General features: G+C 63.6%; 15 protein-coding genes, 1 pseudogene and 1 riboswitch. Of the genes and pseudogenes, 8 read left to right on the top strand and 8 right to left on the bottom strand.

The features are described 5' to 3' along the window. The first annotated feature begins 44 nt into the window (after positions 1-44). On the top strand, positions 45-959 hold the full coding sequence (locus ACFMO3_RS01610; RefSeq protein WP_376788679.1) for an isoaspartyl peptidase/L-asparaginase family protein: 915 nt from the start codon (positions 45-47) through the stop codon (positions 957-959). A 10-nt stretch (positions 960-969) separates the two neighbouring features. Here ACFMO3_RS01610 and ACFMO3_RS01605 read toward each other — a convergent pair whose 3' ends face one another. Further along, the gene (locus tag ACFMO3_RS01605) at positions 970-1407 is read right to left on the bottom strand and encodes a hypothetical protein (RefSeq protein WP_376788678.1); all 438 of its coding nucleotides are present in this window, start codon (positions 1405-1407) and stop codon (positions 970-972) included. 354 nt (positions 1408-1761) lie between these two features. On the opposite strand from ACFMO3_RS01605, the gene ACFMO3_RS01600 reads away from it, so the two are divergent. Further along, positions 1762-5808 (top strand): oligosaccharide flippase family protein, encoded by a 4047-nt coding sequence (locus tag ACFMO3_RS01600; protein WP_376788677.1) that lies wholly within the window; start codon positions 1762-1764, stop codon positions 5806-5808. Between the two features lie 22 nt (positions 5809-5830). Here ACFMO3_RS01600 and ACFMO3_RS01595 read toward each other — a convergent pair whose 3' ends face one another. From ACFMO3_RS01595 to icd, 7 genes are all read right to left on the bottom strand, one after another. Next, positions 5831-6052: a hypothetical protein gene (locus ACFMO3_RS01595; RefSeq protein ID WP_376788676.1), complete on the bottom strand. Its 222-nt coding sequence runs from the start codon at positions 6050-6052 to the stop codon at positions 5831-5833. Positions 6053-6088: 36 nt separating this feature from the next. Continuing rightward, on the bottom strand, positions 6089-6583 hold the full coding sequence (locus ACFMO3_RS01590; protein ID WP_376788675.1) for a hypothetical protein: 495 nt from the start codon (positions 6581-6583) through the stop codon (positions 6089-6091). A gap of 10 nt (positions 6584-6593) precedes the next feature. Continuing rightward, positions 6594-7823: a trans-sulfuration enzyme family protein gene (locus tag ACFMO3_RS01585; protein ID WP_376788674.1), complete on the bottom strand. Its 1230-nt coding sequence runs from the start codon at positions 7821-7823 to the stop codon at positions 6594-6596. 179 nt (positions 7824-8002) lie between these two features. Further along, positions 8003-8147, bottom strand: a riboswitch (SAM riboswitch). A gap of 236 nt (positions 8148-8383) precedes the next feature. Beyond that, the gene (locus ACFMO3_RS01580; protein WP_376788735.1) at positions 8384-9064 is read right to left on the bottom strand and encodes a deoxynucleoside kinase; all 681 of its coding nucleotides are present in this window, start codon (positions 9062-9064) and stop codon (positions 8384-8386) included. Between the two features lie 177 nt (positions 9065-9241). Then, on the bottom strand, positions 9242-9874 hold the full coding sequence (locus ACFMO3_RS01575) for a redox-sensing transcriptional repressor Rex (protein ID WP_376788673.1): 633 nt from the start codon (positions 9872-9874) through the stop codon (positions 9242-9244). A gap of 17 nt (positions 9875-9891) precedes the next feature. Next, on the bottom strand, positions 9892-10410 hold the full coding sequence (locus ACFMO3_RS01570; protein WP_376788672.1) for an MOSC domain-containing protein: 519 nt from the start codon (positions 10408-10410) through the stop codon (positions 9892-9894). Between the two features lie 110 nt (positions 10411-10520). Next, complete coding sequence (gene icd / locus ACFMO3_RS01565) at positions 10521-11750, bottom strand: isocitrate dehydrogenase (NADP(+)) (protein ID WP_376788671.1); 1230 nt, start codon at positions 11748-11750, stop codon at positions 10521-10523. A gap of 542 nt (positions 11751-12292) precedes the next feature. Here icd and ACFMO3_RS01560 point away from each other — a divergent pair. The 6 genes and pseudogenes from ACFMO3_RS01560 (at position 12293) to ACFMO3_RS01535 (ending at position 17402) form a co-directional block, all read left to right on the top strand. Further along, the gene (locus ACFMO3_RS01560) at positions 12293-13789 is read left to right on the top strand and encodes an aldehyde dehydrogenase family protein (protein ID WP_376788670.1); all 1497 of its coding nucleotides are present in this window, start codon (positions 12293-12295) and stop codon (positions 13787-13789) included. A 224-nt stretch (positions 13790-14013) separates the two neighbouring features. Next, positions 14014-14223, top strand: coding sequence for a Fe-S cluster assembly protein IscX (gene iscX / locus ACFMO3_RS01555; RefSeq protein WP_376788669.1), 210 nt, complete (start codon positions 14014-14016; stop codon positions 14221-14223). After that, entirely contained in the window at positions 14216-14878 is a 663-nt protein-coding gene (locus ACFMO3_RS01550) for an NADH-quinone oxidoreductase subunit B (RefSeq protein WP_376788668.1), read from the top strand. Before iscX ends, ACFMO3_RS01550 begins: the two co-directional genes overlap by 8 nt. Before the next feature lie 112 nt (positions 14879-14990). Beyond that, positions 14991-15440, top strand: a pseudogene (locus ACFMO3_RS01545) (NADH-quinone oxidoreductase subunit C); the annotation flags it as partial. Between the two features lie 174 nt (positions 15441-15614). Continuing rightward, a complete protein-coding gene (locus ACFMO3_RS01540) occupies positions 15615-16769 on the top strand; it encodes an NADH-quinone oxidoreductase subunit D (RefSeq protein ID WP_376788734.1) in 1155 nt (384 codons plus the stop codon). Positions 16770-16793: 24 nt separating this feature from the next. Next, positions 16794-17402 carry a 4Fe-4S binding protein gene (locus ACFMO3_RS01535; protein ID WP_376788667.1) on the top strand — a complete coding sequence of 203 codons (609 nt, stop codon included), beginning with the start codon at positions 16794-16796 and terminating at the stop codon, positions 17400-17402. The last annotated feature ends 7 nt before the right edge of the window (positions 17403-17409 follow it).

Genomic DNA, 17409 nt, shown 5'->3' with positions numbered 1-17409 from the left:
CATCTCATTCCAGGCCGATGCAGAGGATGTCCCAGGTCTCTCGGATGCCACGACCGGTTCTCGTCGTTCATGGCGGTGCAGGGACCATCCCCGAGGAGCGTCAGGCGGCGGCGATCGAGGGATGCCGCCGCGCGGCCCGGGCGGGATGGGCCGTGCTGGCCGCCGGCGGCTCCGCTCTGGATGCGGTGGAGGCCGCCGTGCGCGTCCTGGAGGATGATCCCACCTTCAACGCCGGGCGGGGCAGCGTCATGACCCGTGCGGGAACGGTAGAGATGGATGCCCTGATCATGGACGGCGCCACGCTGCGGGCCGGAGCTGTGGCCGCCGTCCGCCGGGTCCGCAACCCCATCACGCTGGCCCGGGCGGTGATGGAGCGCACGCCCCATGTCTTGCTGGTGGGGGCCGGCGCCGAGGCCCTCGCGGAGCTGCTTGGGCTGCCGATGGCCGACGAGGCGGAGCTGGTCGCCCCCCGAGACCGCGAGCGATGGGAGGCCTTGCAGCGGAACGGCCCCCCGGACCTCCGGGAGATCCTGAGCCATGCCCTGGCCGAGCCGATGGATACAGTGGGCGCGGTGGCGATGGATGCGGCGGGCCATGGGGCGGCAGCGGTCTCCACCGGCGGGATCTCCAACCAGTGGCCCGGTCGGGTAGGGGATTCGGCGCTCATCGGCTGTGGTGCCTATGCGGACGATCGGGTAGGGGCGGTGGTCGCAACCGGATGGGGGGAGACCCTCATGCGGGTGGTGATCTCGAAGACCGCCTGCGATTTCATGGCCCTGGGGCTCACGGCCCAAGCAGCGGTGGAAGCCGCGATCCGTCTGCTCGAGGAGCGGGTGCAGGGCCGCGGCGGCCTGATCGGTGTGGATCGGATGGGGCGGATCGGGATCGCCCACAACACGCCGCACATGGCCTGGGCGTGGACGAATGGCGAGGACGAAGCCGCCGGAATTCGGGGGTAGTCCCTACCGATCAAGCCCCATGGAGGCGACCGCTCCGGCGCCAGCGTCGTTCCATCTCCACGCTCAGGCGCAGGGCAACGCCGCTGAGGACTCCGGTGAGGTGCGCGGCGAGGTAGGGGAAGATCTCGACCTCATGCCCCAATACCCGGGTTTGATAGAAATAGGGCGCCCAGGCCAGCACGCCCAGATAGATCAGGAGGCGGCTGAGCCACCGCCGCCGACGGCCGATCTCCCAGGCCGTCGACGCGCTCCCCTCCATTGTGGCCGCCCGGGCCCGCAACTGCCATCCCCCCAGCACCCCTGTGAGATGCGCGGCCAGAAAAGGCAGGAATGGCCAGTCCTCCCCCATCGCCATAGCGATCAGGAAAGGGGCCCAGACCAGCACTCCCAGCAGGATCAACCCGTTGCCCAGCCAGCGCCACTCCGAAGGGGTCAGAGCGATCCGCATTCAACCTCCACATTCTTCTGCGATTTTCGCAATGATTATAACATGCCGTTTTGCCCATGATGGATCCCAGCCTCCCAGCCACAGGCCGGCCTTCGGGAAGCGAGGGAATAGTCGCTTCGTCTCTCCCCGCTCCTGGAGATCCCCGGATGGGTTCAGGAGGCTGCGCTCCATGGCGGGTTCTTCCGGATCCGCCTTCTCATTCTCCCCGTATAATGGGTAACCGCTGGGCGTGGCTTCCCGGCCGGCCTCGGCCCGTTGCTGCTTCCGTGCGGGAAGAGGGATTCCCGTCGGGAGCGGGAACGCTCGCTCATCGTCGGAAGCCGTTCATCCCGAATGGGGGAAGAGAGATCATTGATGCGGCGATGGAAGGGCATCCTTGCAGCGATCGGCCCGATCCTGGTGTTCATCGGGCTGCCGGTGTTACTCCTGGGCCCGACGCTGACGGGGGCCAGGACGTTGGTCCCGGCGGACAACCTTTACGAGTGGCAACCCTGGCGGGCGGCCGCGGAGCGTTTCGGGATCACCATCCCTCATAATGCGTTGCTTTCCGACCTGGTGCTGGAGAATTACGCCTGGAAGCGGTTTCTGGTGTCCGCCTTTCGGCGCGGGGAGCTCCCCCTGTGGAACCCCTATCTCTTCGCCGGGGCGCCCTTCCTGGCGAACGGCCAGCATTCCGCGCTCTACCCGTTCACCCTCCTCTTTCTGATCTTCCCGATCCCTCAGGCCTATAGCCTCTTCAATGCCCTGCAGCTTTTCCTGGCTGGGCTGGGGATGTATGGGCTGGCCCGGGCGTGGGGGCTGGGCCGGGCGGCCGCCACGTTTGCAGGAGTGGCTTATGAGCTGAGCGCCTTCATGGTGGTCAGCCTGGTGTTCCCGATGATCGTCGCCGGCGCGGCATGGCTCCCTTATCTGCTTGCGGCGCTCCACGCGATGATCGAGCGGCGCCCTCTGTTCGGTCGCCCCGCAGCGCTGCCGTGGGCGCTTCTATCAGCCATGGCCCTGGGGATGAACATCCTGGCCGGCCATGGGGAGATCACTTACTACACCGTCCTGATCGGCCTCGGCTATGGCCTGTGGGGGGCATGGCGTGCCCGGGCCCGGATCCGGGCCGCGCTGGAGACCCTGGGATGGATCGGCCTGGCGGTGGGCCTGGGGTTCGCCCTGGGTGCTGCCCAGTGGATGCCTTTCTATGAAGTGGTGCGGGAGAACTTCCGCGAGGGAACTGCGACGCTGCAGCAAGTGCTGGGCTGGGCGTATCCCTGGCGGCATCTGCTGGTCTTTCTGATCCCGGATTTTTACGGCAACCCGAGCCACCACGGAGTGCGGGATGTGTTCAGTGGAGCCTGGGTGCCCTTCACCGTGAACGCCTATGGCCAGCCCAACCCTAACGGAGCCTTCACCAGCCACTGGGGGATCAAGAACTACGTGGAGGGAGGAGCCTATCTGGGGCTGCTGCCTTGGAGCTTTGCGCTCCTGGCGCTGCTCCGCTGGCGATCCCTCACCCGCTCCCGCGTTCCCATCCCGTTCCTGGCGCTCCTCGCGGCCCTCTCCTTCTCCTTCGCCTTCGGACTGCCCACCTACGCACTGCTGTATTACGGCCTGCCGGGCATCAACCAGCTGCATTCCCCCTTCCGCTGGATCTGGCCCTTCACCTTGGCGATGGCCGGCCTGGCAGGGGCTGGGTTCGAGGCGGCGCTACGGGAAGCGGGGAAACTGGTGCGGGGGATGGCTCTGGGATGGATGGGTGTGGGATTGTTCACCCTGTCCGCCCTAGCTCTGGCCCGTTGGGGGATGCCGGAAGCTGCCCTGACCCTTTCGGAGCGTGCCCTCCATGTGCTCGCCAAGGCGCCGGAGGCCTTCCCGGATGGCCGGACCTTTTTCTCTTATCAGTTTTGGAACCTGCTTCGCTTCGCCGGGGCGGCGCTGGGGAGCGGCTTCGCCCTCTGGCTGTTCCGGTCCCGCCCGGTTCGCAGCGCCTTGCCCATCGCAGTGCTGGCCCTGGATCTGCTCCAGGCGGGGGCAGGCTTTAACCCGGCGGCCGATCCCCGCTGGCTGGCTTACGAACCGCCGGTGGTGCGCTTTCTAAAGCAGGATGCCCGTCTGTGGCGGTTGACCACCTTCGATCCCCATGGGCGGAAAACTTTCAACGCCAACGGGCCCTGGCTGTATGATCTCCAGGACATCCGCGGCTATGACTCCATCATCCTGAAGCGCTATGTGGCCTATCTCTCGGCCATCCAGCCCCAGCATGAGCTTCCGTTCAATCGCATCGCCCCGATCACCGATCCGGGTGCGCTGGATTCCCCCTTGCTGGACGCCATGAACGTGAAATATGTGATCACTGAGGAAACCATCTCCTCGCCGCGATACACCCTGGTTTATGAAGGGGAAGTGCGGGTCTACCGCAACGAGGGCGCCATGCCCCGGGCGTGGACGTTGCCCTTGACGGCCACCGTCTTCCACCGAGATCCCTTCACGGCACTGCAGCAGTTCGATCCCCGCTTCTATGTCGTGGTGGATCGCCCGGTCCCAGGAGTGGAGCGATTTGGGGAGCGGGGATCGCCGCGACCGGCCACGGTCACCGTTTATGGGATCAACGAGGTGTGGGTGGACGTGGCGGTGGAGGAACCCTCCTGGCTGGTGCTGGCGGACACTTTCTTCCCAGGCTGGGTGGCATATCGGCGGCCGATCGGTGGAGGCGAAAGAGAAGAGCAGCCGCTGGAGATCTACGCGGCCAACGGCCTGTTCCGAGCGGTGGTCCTTCCCCCAGGCCGTTGGACAGTGCGGTTCCGCTACAGCCCTCTTTCAGTGAAGTTGGGATTTTTCACTACCTTCGTCGGTGGGATGGGAATGATCTTCCTGGCGGCCCTCTGGCTATGGGGGCGTCTGTATCGGGAGGAGCTGGAGCGCTCCACCGCCCGCCGCGTCCTCAAGAACAGCCTCACCGCCATGGCCCTTAACCTTTTCACCCGCTCCATCGACTTCGGTTTCGCCGCCCTGATGCTGCGTGTCTTAGGCCCGGAGGCGGCCGGGAAGTATTACTTCGCTATCGTCCTGGTCAGCTGGTATGAGATCCTCTCGAACTTCGGCCTGAACGTTTGGCTCACGCGGGAAGGGGCAAAGCGCCGCGATCAGGTGAACCGTTATTTCGTCAACAGTTCTGTCCTGCGCCTCCTCCTGCTTGTGGCCTGGCTGCCGTTGCTGCTTATGGTCACTGGCCTCTGGATGGGCGTGTTCCGGCTCACCGGCGATACCGCCCTGGCGATCCTCCTCCTGGCCCTGGCCCAGGTGCCCGCCAGCCTCGCCACGGGGGTCACCGCCCTCTTTTACGTGTATGAGAAGGCAGAGATCCCTGCTGCCCTCACGGTGGTAACCGTCCTCATGAAGGCGAGCTTCGGGGTGCCCATCCTCCTGCTGGGGGGCGGGTTCGTCGGGCTCGCGGCCGCTTCGGTGTTCATCAATGGGATCACCCTGGCTCTCCTCAGCGCCATTGCTTTCCGAACCTTCTTCCGCCCACGTTGGGAGGACGATCCGGCCCTGCGCCGGGAGATGATCCGCGAATCCACCCCCTTGATGCTCAACCATCTCCTGGCCACATTGTTTTTCAAGATCGATGTGCCCATCCTCCAGGCGTTGAAAGGGGATGTGCAGGTAGGATGGTATAGCACGGCCTACAAGTGGCTGGATGCGTTGAACATCATCCCCGCCTATACCACTTTCGCTGTGTTCCCGGTGATCTCCCGGCAGGCGGCGGATTCGAGGGAGGCCATGCGGCGGTCGGTGGTCCTTACCCTGAAGGGACTGGCGGCGGCCGCCGTCTTCACCGCGGTGCTCTTCACCTTCCTGGCCGAGCCTCTCTCGTATCTCCTGGGGGGCGCCCAGTATCTCCCCCACGCGGCCATCGCCCTGCGCATCATGATCTGGTCCATCCCCGTCGGGTGGATGAACAGCTTGATCAACTACGTTCTGGTGGCCCTGGGTCGACAGCGTTACCAGACCCGAGCGTTTCTCATCGCCCTGGGGTTCAATGCTTTATCGAACCTGTTGGCGATCCCTCTTTTCGGGTATGTGGCGGCGGCGGTGATCACCATCCTGTCCGAGATCGTCGAAGGGCTCGCCTTCTATTACGATCTGCGGCGCACAATGGGGCCGTTGCCTTGGGGAGCGATTTTGGGGCGGCCGCTCATCGCCGGGGCTGTCATGGGCGGCCTGATGACGGCCTTCTGGGGGGGCGCCCCGGCTCTCGCCCTGCTGCTCGGGGCCATCGGCTACGGGCTGGCATGGTGGGTGCTGCGTCCCTTCACCGCGGAGGAGTTGGACCGCCTCCGCGAGATGCTCCCCCCATCATGGCCGCAATCCAGGGCGCGTGTCCATGAATCCGGTCCCCCCTCGCGACGCTGATGCCTCCAGGACGCCGGAGCGGTCATGCGTCTTCGAAGGGATCCCGTGCGGGGTTGGTATACGCCCACCGGCAATGGATGTGGTCGTTCGCGTTGCAGATCAGATCGTGAGAGCACCGACGGGCGAGGACCCGATAGGCCATGTCGGAGATGTGGTCGCTCCGCGGATAGATCCGCTGTTCGAACAGCTCCACTTCGGTCTTTAGAATCGGGCAGTGATAGGTTGCCACCAAATACCAGGGCATGGAAGCCTTCCCTCGTCCAAGTCCTCCGCTCTGATCCTAATCCAGGGGGCTCGATGGCTGGAGTGCTTTCCCTCCTGTTTGTGAGATGAGGTCCTTCCGGGTCCCCAAGCCAAGAACGGGGTCTTCGATCCGTAACATCGTCGCCGAATCCTCCACTGGGAACCCATCGCGATCAGCCCCTCTGTCGCGGCCATCCCCAGGCCGATCTGCCGGCTTCCCGCCAGCCGGAGTAGGCAGGGTGGGAACGTTCGTCTCCGCATCCACGATGATCTCGTTCGGGTTGTAATGAACGACCTCGATATCCCCTCGGCCTTCCCCGTGGAGCAGGAGGCCGTTCTCCACGACGGCGACTTCCTCCGGGCGGAAGCGGTGGTCCAATACCCGTTCCAGTGTCTCTCTGGAGGGGCGCACACCCTCGGTCCGGTAGACCAGCCCGGTGCGGAGCAGGACACGAGGGTGGAGGTGGAGGTCAAGGGTCGGGTCCTCCGCAAAGACCGGCCGCATCCCCTTGCTGCCGGGAGGAATTCCCATTGGGCGCTCCCTATGGGAGGTGCGCCAGGGCCTGCTCCAGATCGGCCAGCAAATCGTCTGGGTCCTCGATGCCCAACGAGAGACGGACCAGGTTGTCTGTGATGCCGATGGCGGCGCGATCCTCGGGGTCCATTTCGTAATAGGACATGAGGGCGGGTTGCTCCACCAGACTCTCCACCCCGCCCAAGCTGGGCGCGATGTAGGGGAGGCGCAGAGCGTCGATGAAGCGGGAGGTCCCCTCGCGGTCCGCTGCCACCTCGAAGGTGACCACACCGCCGAACCCACGCATCAAGCGGCGGGCGATGGTGTGATCGGGATGGGAGGGCAGCCCCGGATACCAGACCCGACGGATGCGGGGATGGGTGCTGAGGAACTCCGCCACCCGCATGCCGTTCTCGTTCTGTCGTTGCACCCGCAGGGCCAGAGTCTTCAGGCCCCGCAGGACCAGATAAGCGGCATGGGGATCCAGGATGCCACCGATCATCGCCTGCATCTCCCGCAGCCCGGCGATCAGGTCGGCCGATCCGGCTACCACCCCTGCCATCACATCGTTGTGACCCGAGAGATATTTCGTGGCGCTGTGGACCACGAGGTCGATCCCGTAATCCAGGGGGCGCAGGTTGATGGGGGTCGCGAAAGTAGCGTCCACCACGGTGCGGATGCGGCGCCGATAGGCGATCTCCGCCAGCCGCTCCAGGTCCATCACCCGAAGATAAGGGTTGGTCGGGGTTTCCGTGAAGATGAGCCGGGTGTTCGGCCGGATCGCGGCCTCGAGGGCTTCGAAGTCTCCGATGGGCACGACCGTGGTCTCCACCCCGAAGCGCCGCAGGAACTGGAGCACGAACTGGCGGGTGCGTCGGTAAGCATCTTCGGTGATGATCAAATGGGCTCCGCTGCGCAGGGAGGCGAAGAGGATGGCGGTCACCGCGGCCATGCCAGTGGAGAAAGCCGCGGCGGCCTCCGCCCCCTCCAGAGCCGCCACCCGGGCCTCGAGGGCTGCCACCGTGGGATTCCCGTAGCGGCCGTAATCCACCCGGTCACGGGCTTCCCCCCACAGCCGGGACTCCTGGAAAGCGATCAGATCGGCCGTGTCCCGAAAGGCGTAGGTGGCCGTCTGGACGATGGGGGGGACCACCGCATGGTAGGGGTTATGGCGTGTTTTCCCTCCGTGGACGGCGAGCGTGGACGGCCCGCGTGTCTCGATCCGGGCATCGCATCCGGTTTCGGTCTGCACGTCCATCGCCGGCACCTCCTGGACTCTTTTTCGGGAATCCCTCCCTGGGGTTTTGAAAGCCATCGATTTCCGCTCATTTCCCTCCCGCAGCCCTCAGGGCCCTAGCGGGGGCGGTGGAGCAAGGAGAGGCCTGGAAGATAAACAAAAAGGCCCCTTCTGGGAAAAGGGGCCTTGGGATCAGGCCACCCTTATCTCCCAGAAGCGCGGCGAACGCTTCTGCCGGACTTGGCACCTTACCCGCGCGACCGTTCGCCGATCGGCCGCGGACTTCGGCGGGCAGGTTGCCGGGGCTTCATCGGGCCGGGTCCCTCCACCCACTCTGGATAAGAGCGGCGCTCTTATTCAGTTGTCGAGGCAGCTCCAGGGCTCCGCGCAGCGAAGGCAAAGCGCTACCCTGAGCTTTTCTCCCAAGTATAACAAGGGAAATTCATTCGCGCAACCATGAGGCTGAGGAGAATATGCGCTCTTTTCTCTTCCCCGCGCCGCGGGACGATGCAGAGGGGGAGGTGCGTTTCCTGGGCTTTTTCGCAATCCCCTGAGCCGTCCGTGGGATGTCGTCCCACCCGTCAGGAGGGCAGTTCTTCATGGAGAAGATCATCCATGGCATCCTCGAAGGCGACTTCTTCCTTCCCCTGAAGCTTTTCCATCACCTTATCCACGATCAGGCGCAGATGGCGGGGATGCTGAACGAAATCCAGCCGGTCAGCCGGGATGGTGAGGACCGGGCACAGATCGAAGCGCCGGATCCATTCCTCGTAGAGATCGTTCAGGCGCGCCAGGTAATCCGCTGAGATCGCCCGCTCGAAGGCGCGGCCCCGCAGGGCGATGCGGCGCTGGAGGGTCGGAACAGAGGCCCGGAGATAGAGCACGAGGTCAGGAGGTGGGAGGAACATCAACAGCGTTTCATAGAGCTCCCGGTAGACCCGCCAGTCGCGCTCGCTCAGATCCCCCCGTTCATACAGGTTTCTGGCGAAGACCTCGGCATCCTCGTAGATCGTGCGATCCTGGATCACCGAGTGAGGCCGTTGCAGGAGAAGGAGATGGTGCCGGAGCCGACGTCCCAGGAAGAAGATCTGGGAGTGAAACCCCCAGCGGGCCATGTCCTGATAGAAATCCGCGAGGTAAGGATTGTCGTCCACCGCCTCGAAGAACGGCTCCCATCCGAGCGCCGCGGCGAGCCGTTCGGTCAGCGCGGATTTTCCCACCCCGATGTTCCCCGCAATGGCAATGAACTTTTTTCCAGGGATCGAAGGGTCAGGCACCCTCTTGCTCCATTCAGGTGGATTTCATCAGCGAGCGCTTGTTGCCGATTCGGGCGGGATCCGGCGTGGCGCCTCCCCCCGGTCCCTTCGCCCCCCGGGCGGAGCGTTCCCCGTGGCGCTCCTTGCCCTCACCTCCAACCACGCCCTTATCTCCCGCTGGGGTCAAGCCTGGTCATCCAGATAATAGGTCATTTGCTGGAGATGGATAGCGGGATCGATATATTGCACCAGGATCCCGTGTGGGACTTTCAGGTGGATCGGGGCGTAGTTCAGGATCGCACGGATGCCGGCCTCCACGCAGAGATCGGCCACCTGCTGGGCGGCGGAGGCCGGAACAGCGATCATGGCGATCTGAATGCCATACTCCCGCACGAAGGCGGGGAGCTCCTGCACATCCCGAATGATGTGGGGCCCGATCGGCCGTCCGATCTTCTCCGGATCGTTGTCGAAGATCGCCACCAGCCGGAACCCCCGAGGGGTGAAGCCCTGATACTGGGCCAGGGCGTGCCCCAGGTTGCCCGCTCCGATCAGGATCATATCCCACGTTCGATCTACTTTCAGAATGCGCTTCAGGTGTTCAATCAGATCCGGGATACGATATCCGGTTCCCTGCTTGCCGAAGGTGCCAAAATACGAGAGGTCCTTCCGGATTTGCGCCGAGCTGATCCCCAGGCGTTCCCCCAGCTCCTGGGATGAGGTGATCTCCCGACCCTCGGCGGCCATCACCTGAAGGGCCCGCAGATACACGGGCAGCCGCCCCACCACAATATCTGGAACCTTTTGCACGGTAGCCATTTCACCGACCCCCGCCTCTATGCTGTTTCCTCATTTCTAATATATCCACAATTTTGTGAAAAAGGGAATTTGGACTTTGGAAAGCCATGAGGGGGGCAAGGGGATGTTTTGCGGGACTCGATCCGGATGAGATCACCCCGGCGAATCCATCCGCTTTCCACCACTCGGGCGAGCATGCCGCGGCGGCCGCGGAGAGCCTCCTGCAGCCCGGGCCGGATCTCCTCCATACGCGAACAGGGCGTGCAGGGTTGGGTGATCTCCAGCAAAGCCTCGCCGACCCGGAGGTGCTCTCCAGACTGAAGGTCGTGAAGAGGGAGGCCCCGCACGGTGATGTTCTCCCGCACCGCTCCTGGCGGAAGATCCAGGGCGTCCAGGGTTTCCTGGTCCATCAGCAGGATCTGACGGAGGGATCCCTCCCGGGCATGGGAGTCGCCCACGATGCCATAGCCGGCTTCCACGCGAAGAGCGGAAACGGATTCCATGGGGATCCGGTGGCCTGGGCATCGGAACAATGCAACCACAACCCCATAGTCCATAGGGTTCGCTCCTTCTTTCCTGCGGGATTGGGAAAGCGATGCGCTTCCCAGCCCTCATCGAGCAAAAGGCCGGAGGGCGGCTGGGCCCCCCGGCCCTCACGGATATGGCGTCAGAGATTGGCCACGACAGCGTCGGCGAACTCGCTGGTGCGGACCTGGCGGGCGCCTTCCATCAAGCGGGCCAGGTCATAAGTGACGATTTTCTGCTGGATGGTCCGGGTGAAGGCTGCCTCGATGGCGTCGGCCGCTTCGTTCCATCCGATGTAGCGGAACATCATCACCCCGGAGAGCAGCAGCGAGCCCGGGTTCACTTTGTCCAGCCCCGCATATTTGGGCGCGGAGCCGTGGGTGGCCTCGAAGACGGCCAGGGCATCCCCGATGTTGGCGCCGGGGGCGATACCCACCCCACCTACCATGGCCGCCAGAGCCTCGGAGAGATAATCGCCGTTGAGGTTGGGGGTGGCGATCACGTCGTATTCCTCGGGTCGGAGCAAGACCTGCTGGAACATGGCATCGGCGATACGATCCTTAATGATGATCTTTCCATCAGCGGGCTTGCCTTCGGCGATCTCGGCTTCGGTGATGGTCATGTCGCCGAACTCTTCCTTGGCTACCTCGTAACCCCAGCGGATGAAGGCGCCCTCCGTGTATTTCATGATGTTGCCTTTGCCGACCAGAGTGACGCTGCGCCGGCCGTTCTCCAGGGCGTAGCGGATGGCCTTGCGCACCAACCGCTTGGTGGCCCCCTCGCTGATGGGTTTGACCCCAATGCCGGTGTTGGGCGGGAGGGTGATCCGGAAGGTCCGCTTCAGATAGGCGGCCACTCGCTTAGCCTCCGGAGAGCCGGCTTCCCATTCGATCCCGGCGTAAACGTCTTCTGTGTTCTCGCGGAACACCACCATGTTGACCTTATGAGGTTCCTTCAGGGGAGAGGGGACCCCCGGATACCACTTGACCGGGCGCACACATGCGTAGAGATCCAGTTTCTGGCGGAGCTGCACGTTGACACTCCGCCAGCCGTAGCCCACCGGGGTGGTGAGAGGACCTTTGATGGCCACGACAAACTCCTGGATCGCGCGCAGGGTTTCCTCGGGGAGGCGTTCCCCATACAGCTCCTCGGCATCCTCGCCGGCATAGAGGCGGACCCATGCGATCTTCCGCTGCCCCCCATAAACCTTTTGCACGGCGGCGTTCCAGACCTTCATCGCCGCCGGCATGATGTCCCGCCCCGTCCCATCGCCCACGATGTAGCCGATGATCGGGTGATCCGGGACCACCAGCTGACCGTTCCGTACCTCGATCTTCTTCCCATCTTCCGGGACACGCACGTGAGTGAACATGGCTGCACCCTCATGCGAATCTTTTCACGGACATTATATCTGAAGAAGGGAAAAGCCAGCCCGGTTCCTCGTTATGGATCCCAGGTTGTAAGAGATGATCACCGCAGGCTGTTGGAATGCGGATCCTGCTCAGAAGCAGGGAATCTCGTCCATCCGGAAGACGGAGTCGTTCGCCTGTGTCTGGCCGGTAGAGGCCGGTCCCAATCTCGTAGAGACCCGGCGTCTCCGGCTTCATCCGCAACGGGTAGGTCTCCGGATACACCGCTTCCACCAACTCAACGCGATCGCCGAAACGATCAGAGACAGGGTTTAGATATGGGCCGGAGCTGGATGGCTCCGAAGGAGACCGCGCGCTCGCTGTTGGTCTGCCCGATAACGGGCATGCGCTCCTACGTGCGCAGGTCGGAAAAGCCCATCTTCAAGAAAAGGCGAGCCGGGGCCACGGCGGTCTCGGGCACCCATAAGCGGTACAGCACCGGTTGACACGGGCTTCCGGCCGGGCCTATAATCCCCACGCAACCATGTGCGCCGAGGGGGCCCTCATGTTGGTCCGGAACTATATTAATGGGAAATGGGTGGAATCCCATTCGGAGGCTCGCTATCTGGACATTAACCCGGCTACGGAGGAGCCGGTCGCCGAGGTGGTGAAATCCGATGAGCGGGATGTGGAGGCGGCCGTGGAGGCGGCTGCGGCAGCCTTCGAGAAGTGGCGGAAGGTCCCCGCGCCCAAGCGGGCGGAGATCCTCTATCGCGTGGGGCAATTGCTCGTCGAGCGGAAGGAGGAGATCGCCCGGCTGCTGACTCAGGAGATGGGGAAGGTGCTCCCGGAGGCCCGGGGCGATGTCCAGGAGGCCATCGACATGGCCTTCTACATTGGAGGGGAAGGCCGCCGGCTTCTGGGTTATACCGCCCCCGTGGAGCTGCCGAACAAGTTCGGCATGGCCATCCGGGATCCGATCGGGGTCGTCGCCTGCATCACCCCCTGGAACTTCCCCATCGCCATCCCCTCCTGGAAGATCTTCCCCGCCCTGGTCGCCGGCAACACCGTGATCTTCAAACCCGCCACGGACACGCCCGCCACCGCTGCGGCGTTCGTGCGGATCTTCGAGGAGGCAGGGCTTCCTCCGGGTGTCCTGAACTTGGTCATCGGCCCTGGCCCCACGGTGGGCAATGCCTTGGTGGAGCATCCCATTGTGAAAGCCGTTTCCTTCACCGGCTCCACCGAGGTCGGCCGGGACCTCTACGCCCGGGCGGCCCGACACCTCAAGCGGGTGTCCCTGGAGATGGGCGGCAAGAACGCCATCATTGTGATGGAGGATGCCAACCTGGAGCTGGCCCTCGAGGCCACCCTGTGGGCGGCCTTCGGGACCACTGGACAGCGCTGCACGGCCTGTTCCCGGTTGATCCTCCACAAGCCCATCAAGGAGAAATTCACCGAGATGCTAGTGGAGCGGGCGAAGGGGTTGCGGCTGGGGAATGGCCTGGAGCCAACCACGGACGTGGGGCCGCTGATCAACGAGGCGGCGGTGCGGAAGGTCCACTCCTATGTGGAGATCGGGAAGGCCGAAGGGGCCCGGTTGCTATGCGGCGGCAACCCGGTGAAGGTGAACGGAAAAGGGTTCTTCTACGAGCCGACGATCTTCGATCAGGTTCGGCCTGACATGCGGATCGCCCAGGAGGAGATCTTCGGCCCGGTGCTCTCCATCATCGAGACGGAGAGCCTGGAGGAAGCCATCCGCATCAACAACACGGTGAACTACGGCCTCTCCAGCAGCCTCTTCACCCAGGATGTCAATAAGGCCTTCCAGGCGATCCGGGACATCACCACGGGCATCGTCTACATCAACCACGGCACCACGGGGGCGGAGATCCAATTCCCCTTCGGCGGCACCCGGGGCACGGGCAATGGCCATCGGGAAGCTGGGCTGACGGCCATCGAGTTCTTCACGGAGTGGAAGGCTGTCTATGTGGATTACAGCGGCCGGCTCCAGCGGGCCCAAATCGACACAACCGCCTTCGGCCAGGTCCCGAGCCAGTAGGGAGCGCTTCCGGTGTTGTGCCAGGGCTTCTCGCCTGGGGCTTTTTCAAGGGACCTCCGGCCTCTCTCAGGCCCAATGGCCTCCATCCGATTCGCGAGCAGCCCGTAGGCCGCCGGGAGCGCGCGGAAAGGGATCCCCCTCATCGCTAGGATGCCCCCTCGGGGGTTCCGATGGGGATGCCAAGAATTCGCCAAATCCTCCCACATTGTGCTAAGATTCACATGATGCCGCTTTACTGGGAAGACGCCTATCCGATTGCCCTGGCCCTGCGGGCCGCCCATCCCGAGGTAGATCCCCTTTCTGTGGATTGGGAGACGTTGCATCAGTGGGTAGTGGCCCTGCCAGAGTTCGCGGACGATCCGCGCCTGAAAGATCCTCTGCGGCTGGAGGAAATCCAGCGGGAATGGCTGGAGGAGGTGCTCGCCCATGGATGAGCTACGCGATCTGAACACCATGCCGGTTCCTTCCGAGCTCCGCAACAATGTCTTCGTCACCACCATCGATCGGTTCGTGAGCTATCTTTACAACTGGGGGCGCAAGCGCTCGGTCTGGCCGATGATGTTCGGCTTGGCCTGTTGCGCCATCGAGATGATCTGCGCGGCGGCCAGCCGTTTCGATATCGCCCGGTTCGGCTCGGAGCTGATGCGCCCCAGCCCCCGTCAGGCGGACCTCATGATTGTCTCCGGGACGGTCACCAAGAAGATGGTTCCCCAGATCGTTCGCCTCTACAACCAGATGCCGGAGCCCAAATATGTGATCTCGATGGGGGCATGCGCTACGGGTGGCGGTCCCTTTAAGGAGGGGTATAACGTGGTCTCCGGCATTGACAAGTTCATCCCCGTGGATGTCTACGTGCCGGGCTGCCCGCCGCGGCCGGAGGCCCTCTTGCACGGCCTCCTCAAGCTCTACGCCAAGATCGAACGCCAGTCCGTGCGGGAGGTTCCCTGGTATCAAAAAGGGGAGGCCGAGGCCATCCCGGTGCCCATTCTGGGGCCAGACCTCATCGATCCGCGTCGCCTGCCGGAGATCCGGGCCCGTCTGGCGGAATTACGGGCCCAACAGAAGGCATCCGCGGAGGCCGCCTCGTAACCCTCTCTGGGGGTGAATGAGTGGGGGCTGGGAGGACCTTCCGCCCCTTTTTCCATAATCCCGAGGGCGCAGGTTCTGCCTGAGCCAGCGTTTTTCCAGGAGGAGGGAAGGGATGACCACGCCGACCAAAACCAAAGCGGCGCCGCTGGCGGAATTGAAAGGCGATCTCGCTGTGCTGAAGGAGAAATTCGGCGATGCGGTTCAGCCCGCCGAATATGAGGGCGTAGTGATCGCCAATGACGTCTTGGTGGAAGCGGCCCGCTTCATCCGGGACGAGCTGGGTTATCGCTATCTGTCTAGCGTGACGGCCGTTGATTACATCCAGGCAGGCTATTTCGAGGTCGTCTACCACGCCTATCGCCTGGAGGGAGGCGGCCCGCTGGTCTTCAAAGCCCGCACCCCCCGGGATGTGGCTACGGTCCCCTCGCTGGTCTCGGTGTGGCCGGGTGCGGACTTCCAGGAGCGGGAAGCGTGGGATCTCATGGGGATCCGTTTCGCGGGCCACCCGAACCTCAAGCGGATCCTGTTATGGGAGGGTTTTTACGGGCATCCCTTACGAAAGGACTGGAAGGAGCCTTATTACGAGGAGGAGCACAAACCCTTCAGCAGCCGCTGGCCCTCGGGCCATCACATCCGGGCGGAGGATCGGGTCTTCTGGCACGATAACGTGCAGTATCCCCTGGACTGGGATCCGGACCAGGCGGAAGACGCCTCGGACGAGCTGCTTTACATCGGCATGGGACAGTTCGCCCGGGCCGATACGGGAGAGCGGGTGGAGCCGAAGAGCCTGCGCACTGAGCGGCTGGTGGTGAATATGGGCCCCCAGCATCCCAGCACCCATGGGGTCTTCCGCATGGTGGTCACCCTGGATGGCGAGACCATCGTGCGCCTGGAGCCGGTCATGGGTTACCTCCACCGCAACCACGAGAAGATCGGCGAGCGCAATATGTATCTCCAAAACATGCCCTACACCGACCGCCTTGATTACATCTGCTCGATGAGCAATAACCTGGGATATGCCATCGCGGTGGAGAAGCTCCTGGGGATCAAGCCGCCGGAGCGGGCGGAGTATCTGCGGGTGATCATGGCCGAGTTCACCCGAATTGTGAACCACTTGTGGGCCATCGGTTTCCTCCTCAACGACCTGGGCGCCTTCTTCACCCCGGCCCTCTATGCCATCGAGGAGCGAGAGCTGATCCTGGATCTCTTCGAGGAGGCTTCGGGCTCCCGGATGATGTGCAATTACATGCGCTTCGGCGGCGTGGCCCACGATGTCTCCGATGACTGGATCGCCCGGGCAAAGGAGCTGGTCTACAACCGTCTCCCCCGGGCCATTGAGGAGCTGGATCGTTACCTCACCCACAACGAGCTGATCAAGGCGCGCTGTCAGGGGGTGGGGGTGCTTCCGCCGGACCTCGCGGTGGCTTACAGCACGGCGGGGCCGGTGCTGCGCGCCTCGGGCATCCCCTACGATGTGCGCCGGGCGGAGCCTTACAGCATCTACGATCGCTTCGATTTCGATGTGGCGGTCCGCTACAACGGGGACGTTTATGATCGCTATCTGATCCGCATCGATGAAATGTGGCAGTCCCTGCGCATCCTCCGCCAGGCGTTGGATCAGATCCCGAAGGGGGAGATCCAGGCGGGCAAGAAGCAATACATGATCCGCGTGCCTGCCGGACAGGCCTATGGGCGGGTGGAGAACCCGAAGGGGGAGCTGGGCTTCTACATCGTCAGCGACGGCAGTCCCAACCCCTACCGCTACCACATCCGGGCGCCGTCCTTCATCAACCTGACGGCCCTGAACGAGATGTGCAAGGGCCACAAGGTGGCCGACGTGGTGGTCATCTTGGGCAGCATCGACATCGTGCTAGGCGAGGTCGACCGTTAGCCTGGGAGCGGGAGGCGATCGGCGATGATCTACGGTCTTGGAATTCTTAAGGGCCTCGGCGTCACGCTGAAGCATTTCATCTACTCTTACATCGAGGATGTCCGCTACCTGTTCGAGGGCGGGCGCTATCAGCCTCAACATCTCCCGGCCCGCCAGGGCCCGCGAGCCCGCGGCGTGTTTACGGTGCAGTATCCGAAGGAGAAGCTGCCGCTGCCTGAGAACTTCCGCTACATCCCCTTCCTGGTCTATGACACCCAGGAGAACAAGATCAAGTGCACCTCCTGCGGGATCTGCGCCAAGGTCTGCCCGCCCCAGTGCATCTGGATCGTGCGGGGCACGGACCCCCAAACGGGCCGCCCGAAGCCGGAGCCCGAGGCCTTTTACATCGATGCCACGATTTGCATGTCCTGTGGCTTCTGCGCAGAGTTCTGCCCCTTTGACGCCATCAAGATGGACCACGACTACGAGCTCTCCGCCTACGAACGCTATGAATCCTTGCTCTTCGACCTGCCGCGTCTGCTGAAGCCGGACACCTACCATGCGCAGATCCACCCTTCGGATTGGGCCCGGGAGCTGGCGGAGAAAGAGGCGGAAAAGGCGAAGAAGGGGGAGAAGTCGGCAGTCCGCTCATAGGTCCGGT

Source organism: Thermoflexus sp., from assembly GCF_042408815.1.
In the GTDB taxonomy this organism is placed as follows: Bacteria; Chloroflexota; Anaerolineae; order Thermoflexales; family Thermoflexaceae; genus Thermoflexus.
This window is presented reverse-complemented; position numbering and strand designations above follow the sequence as displayed.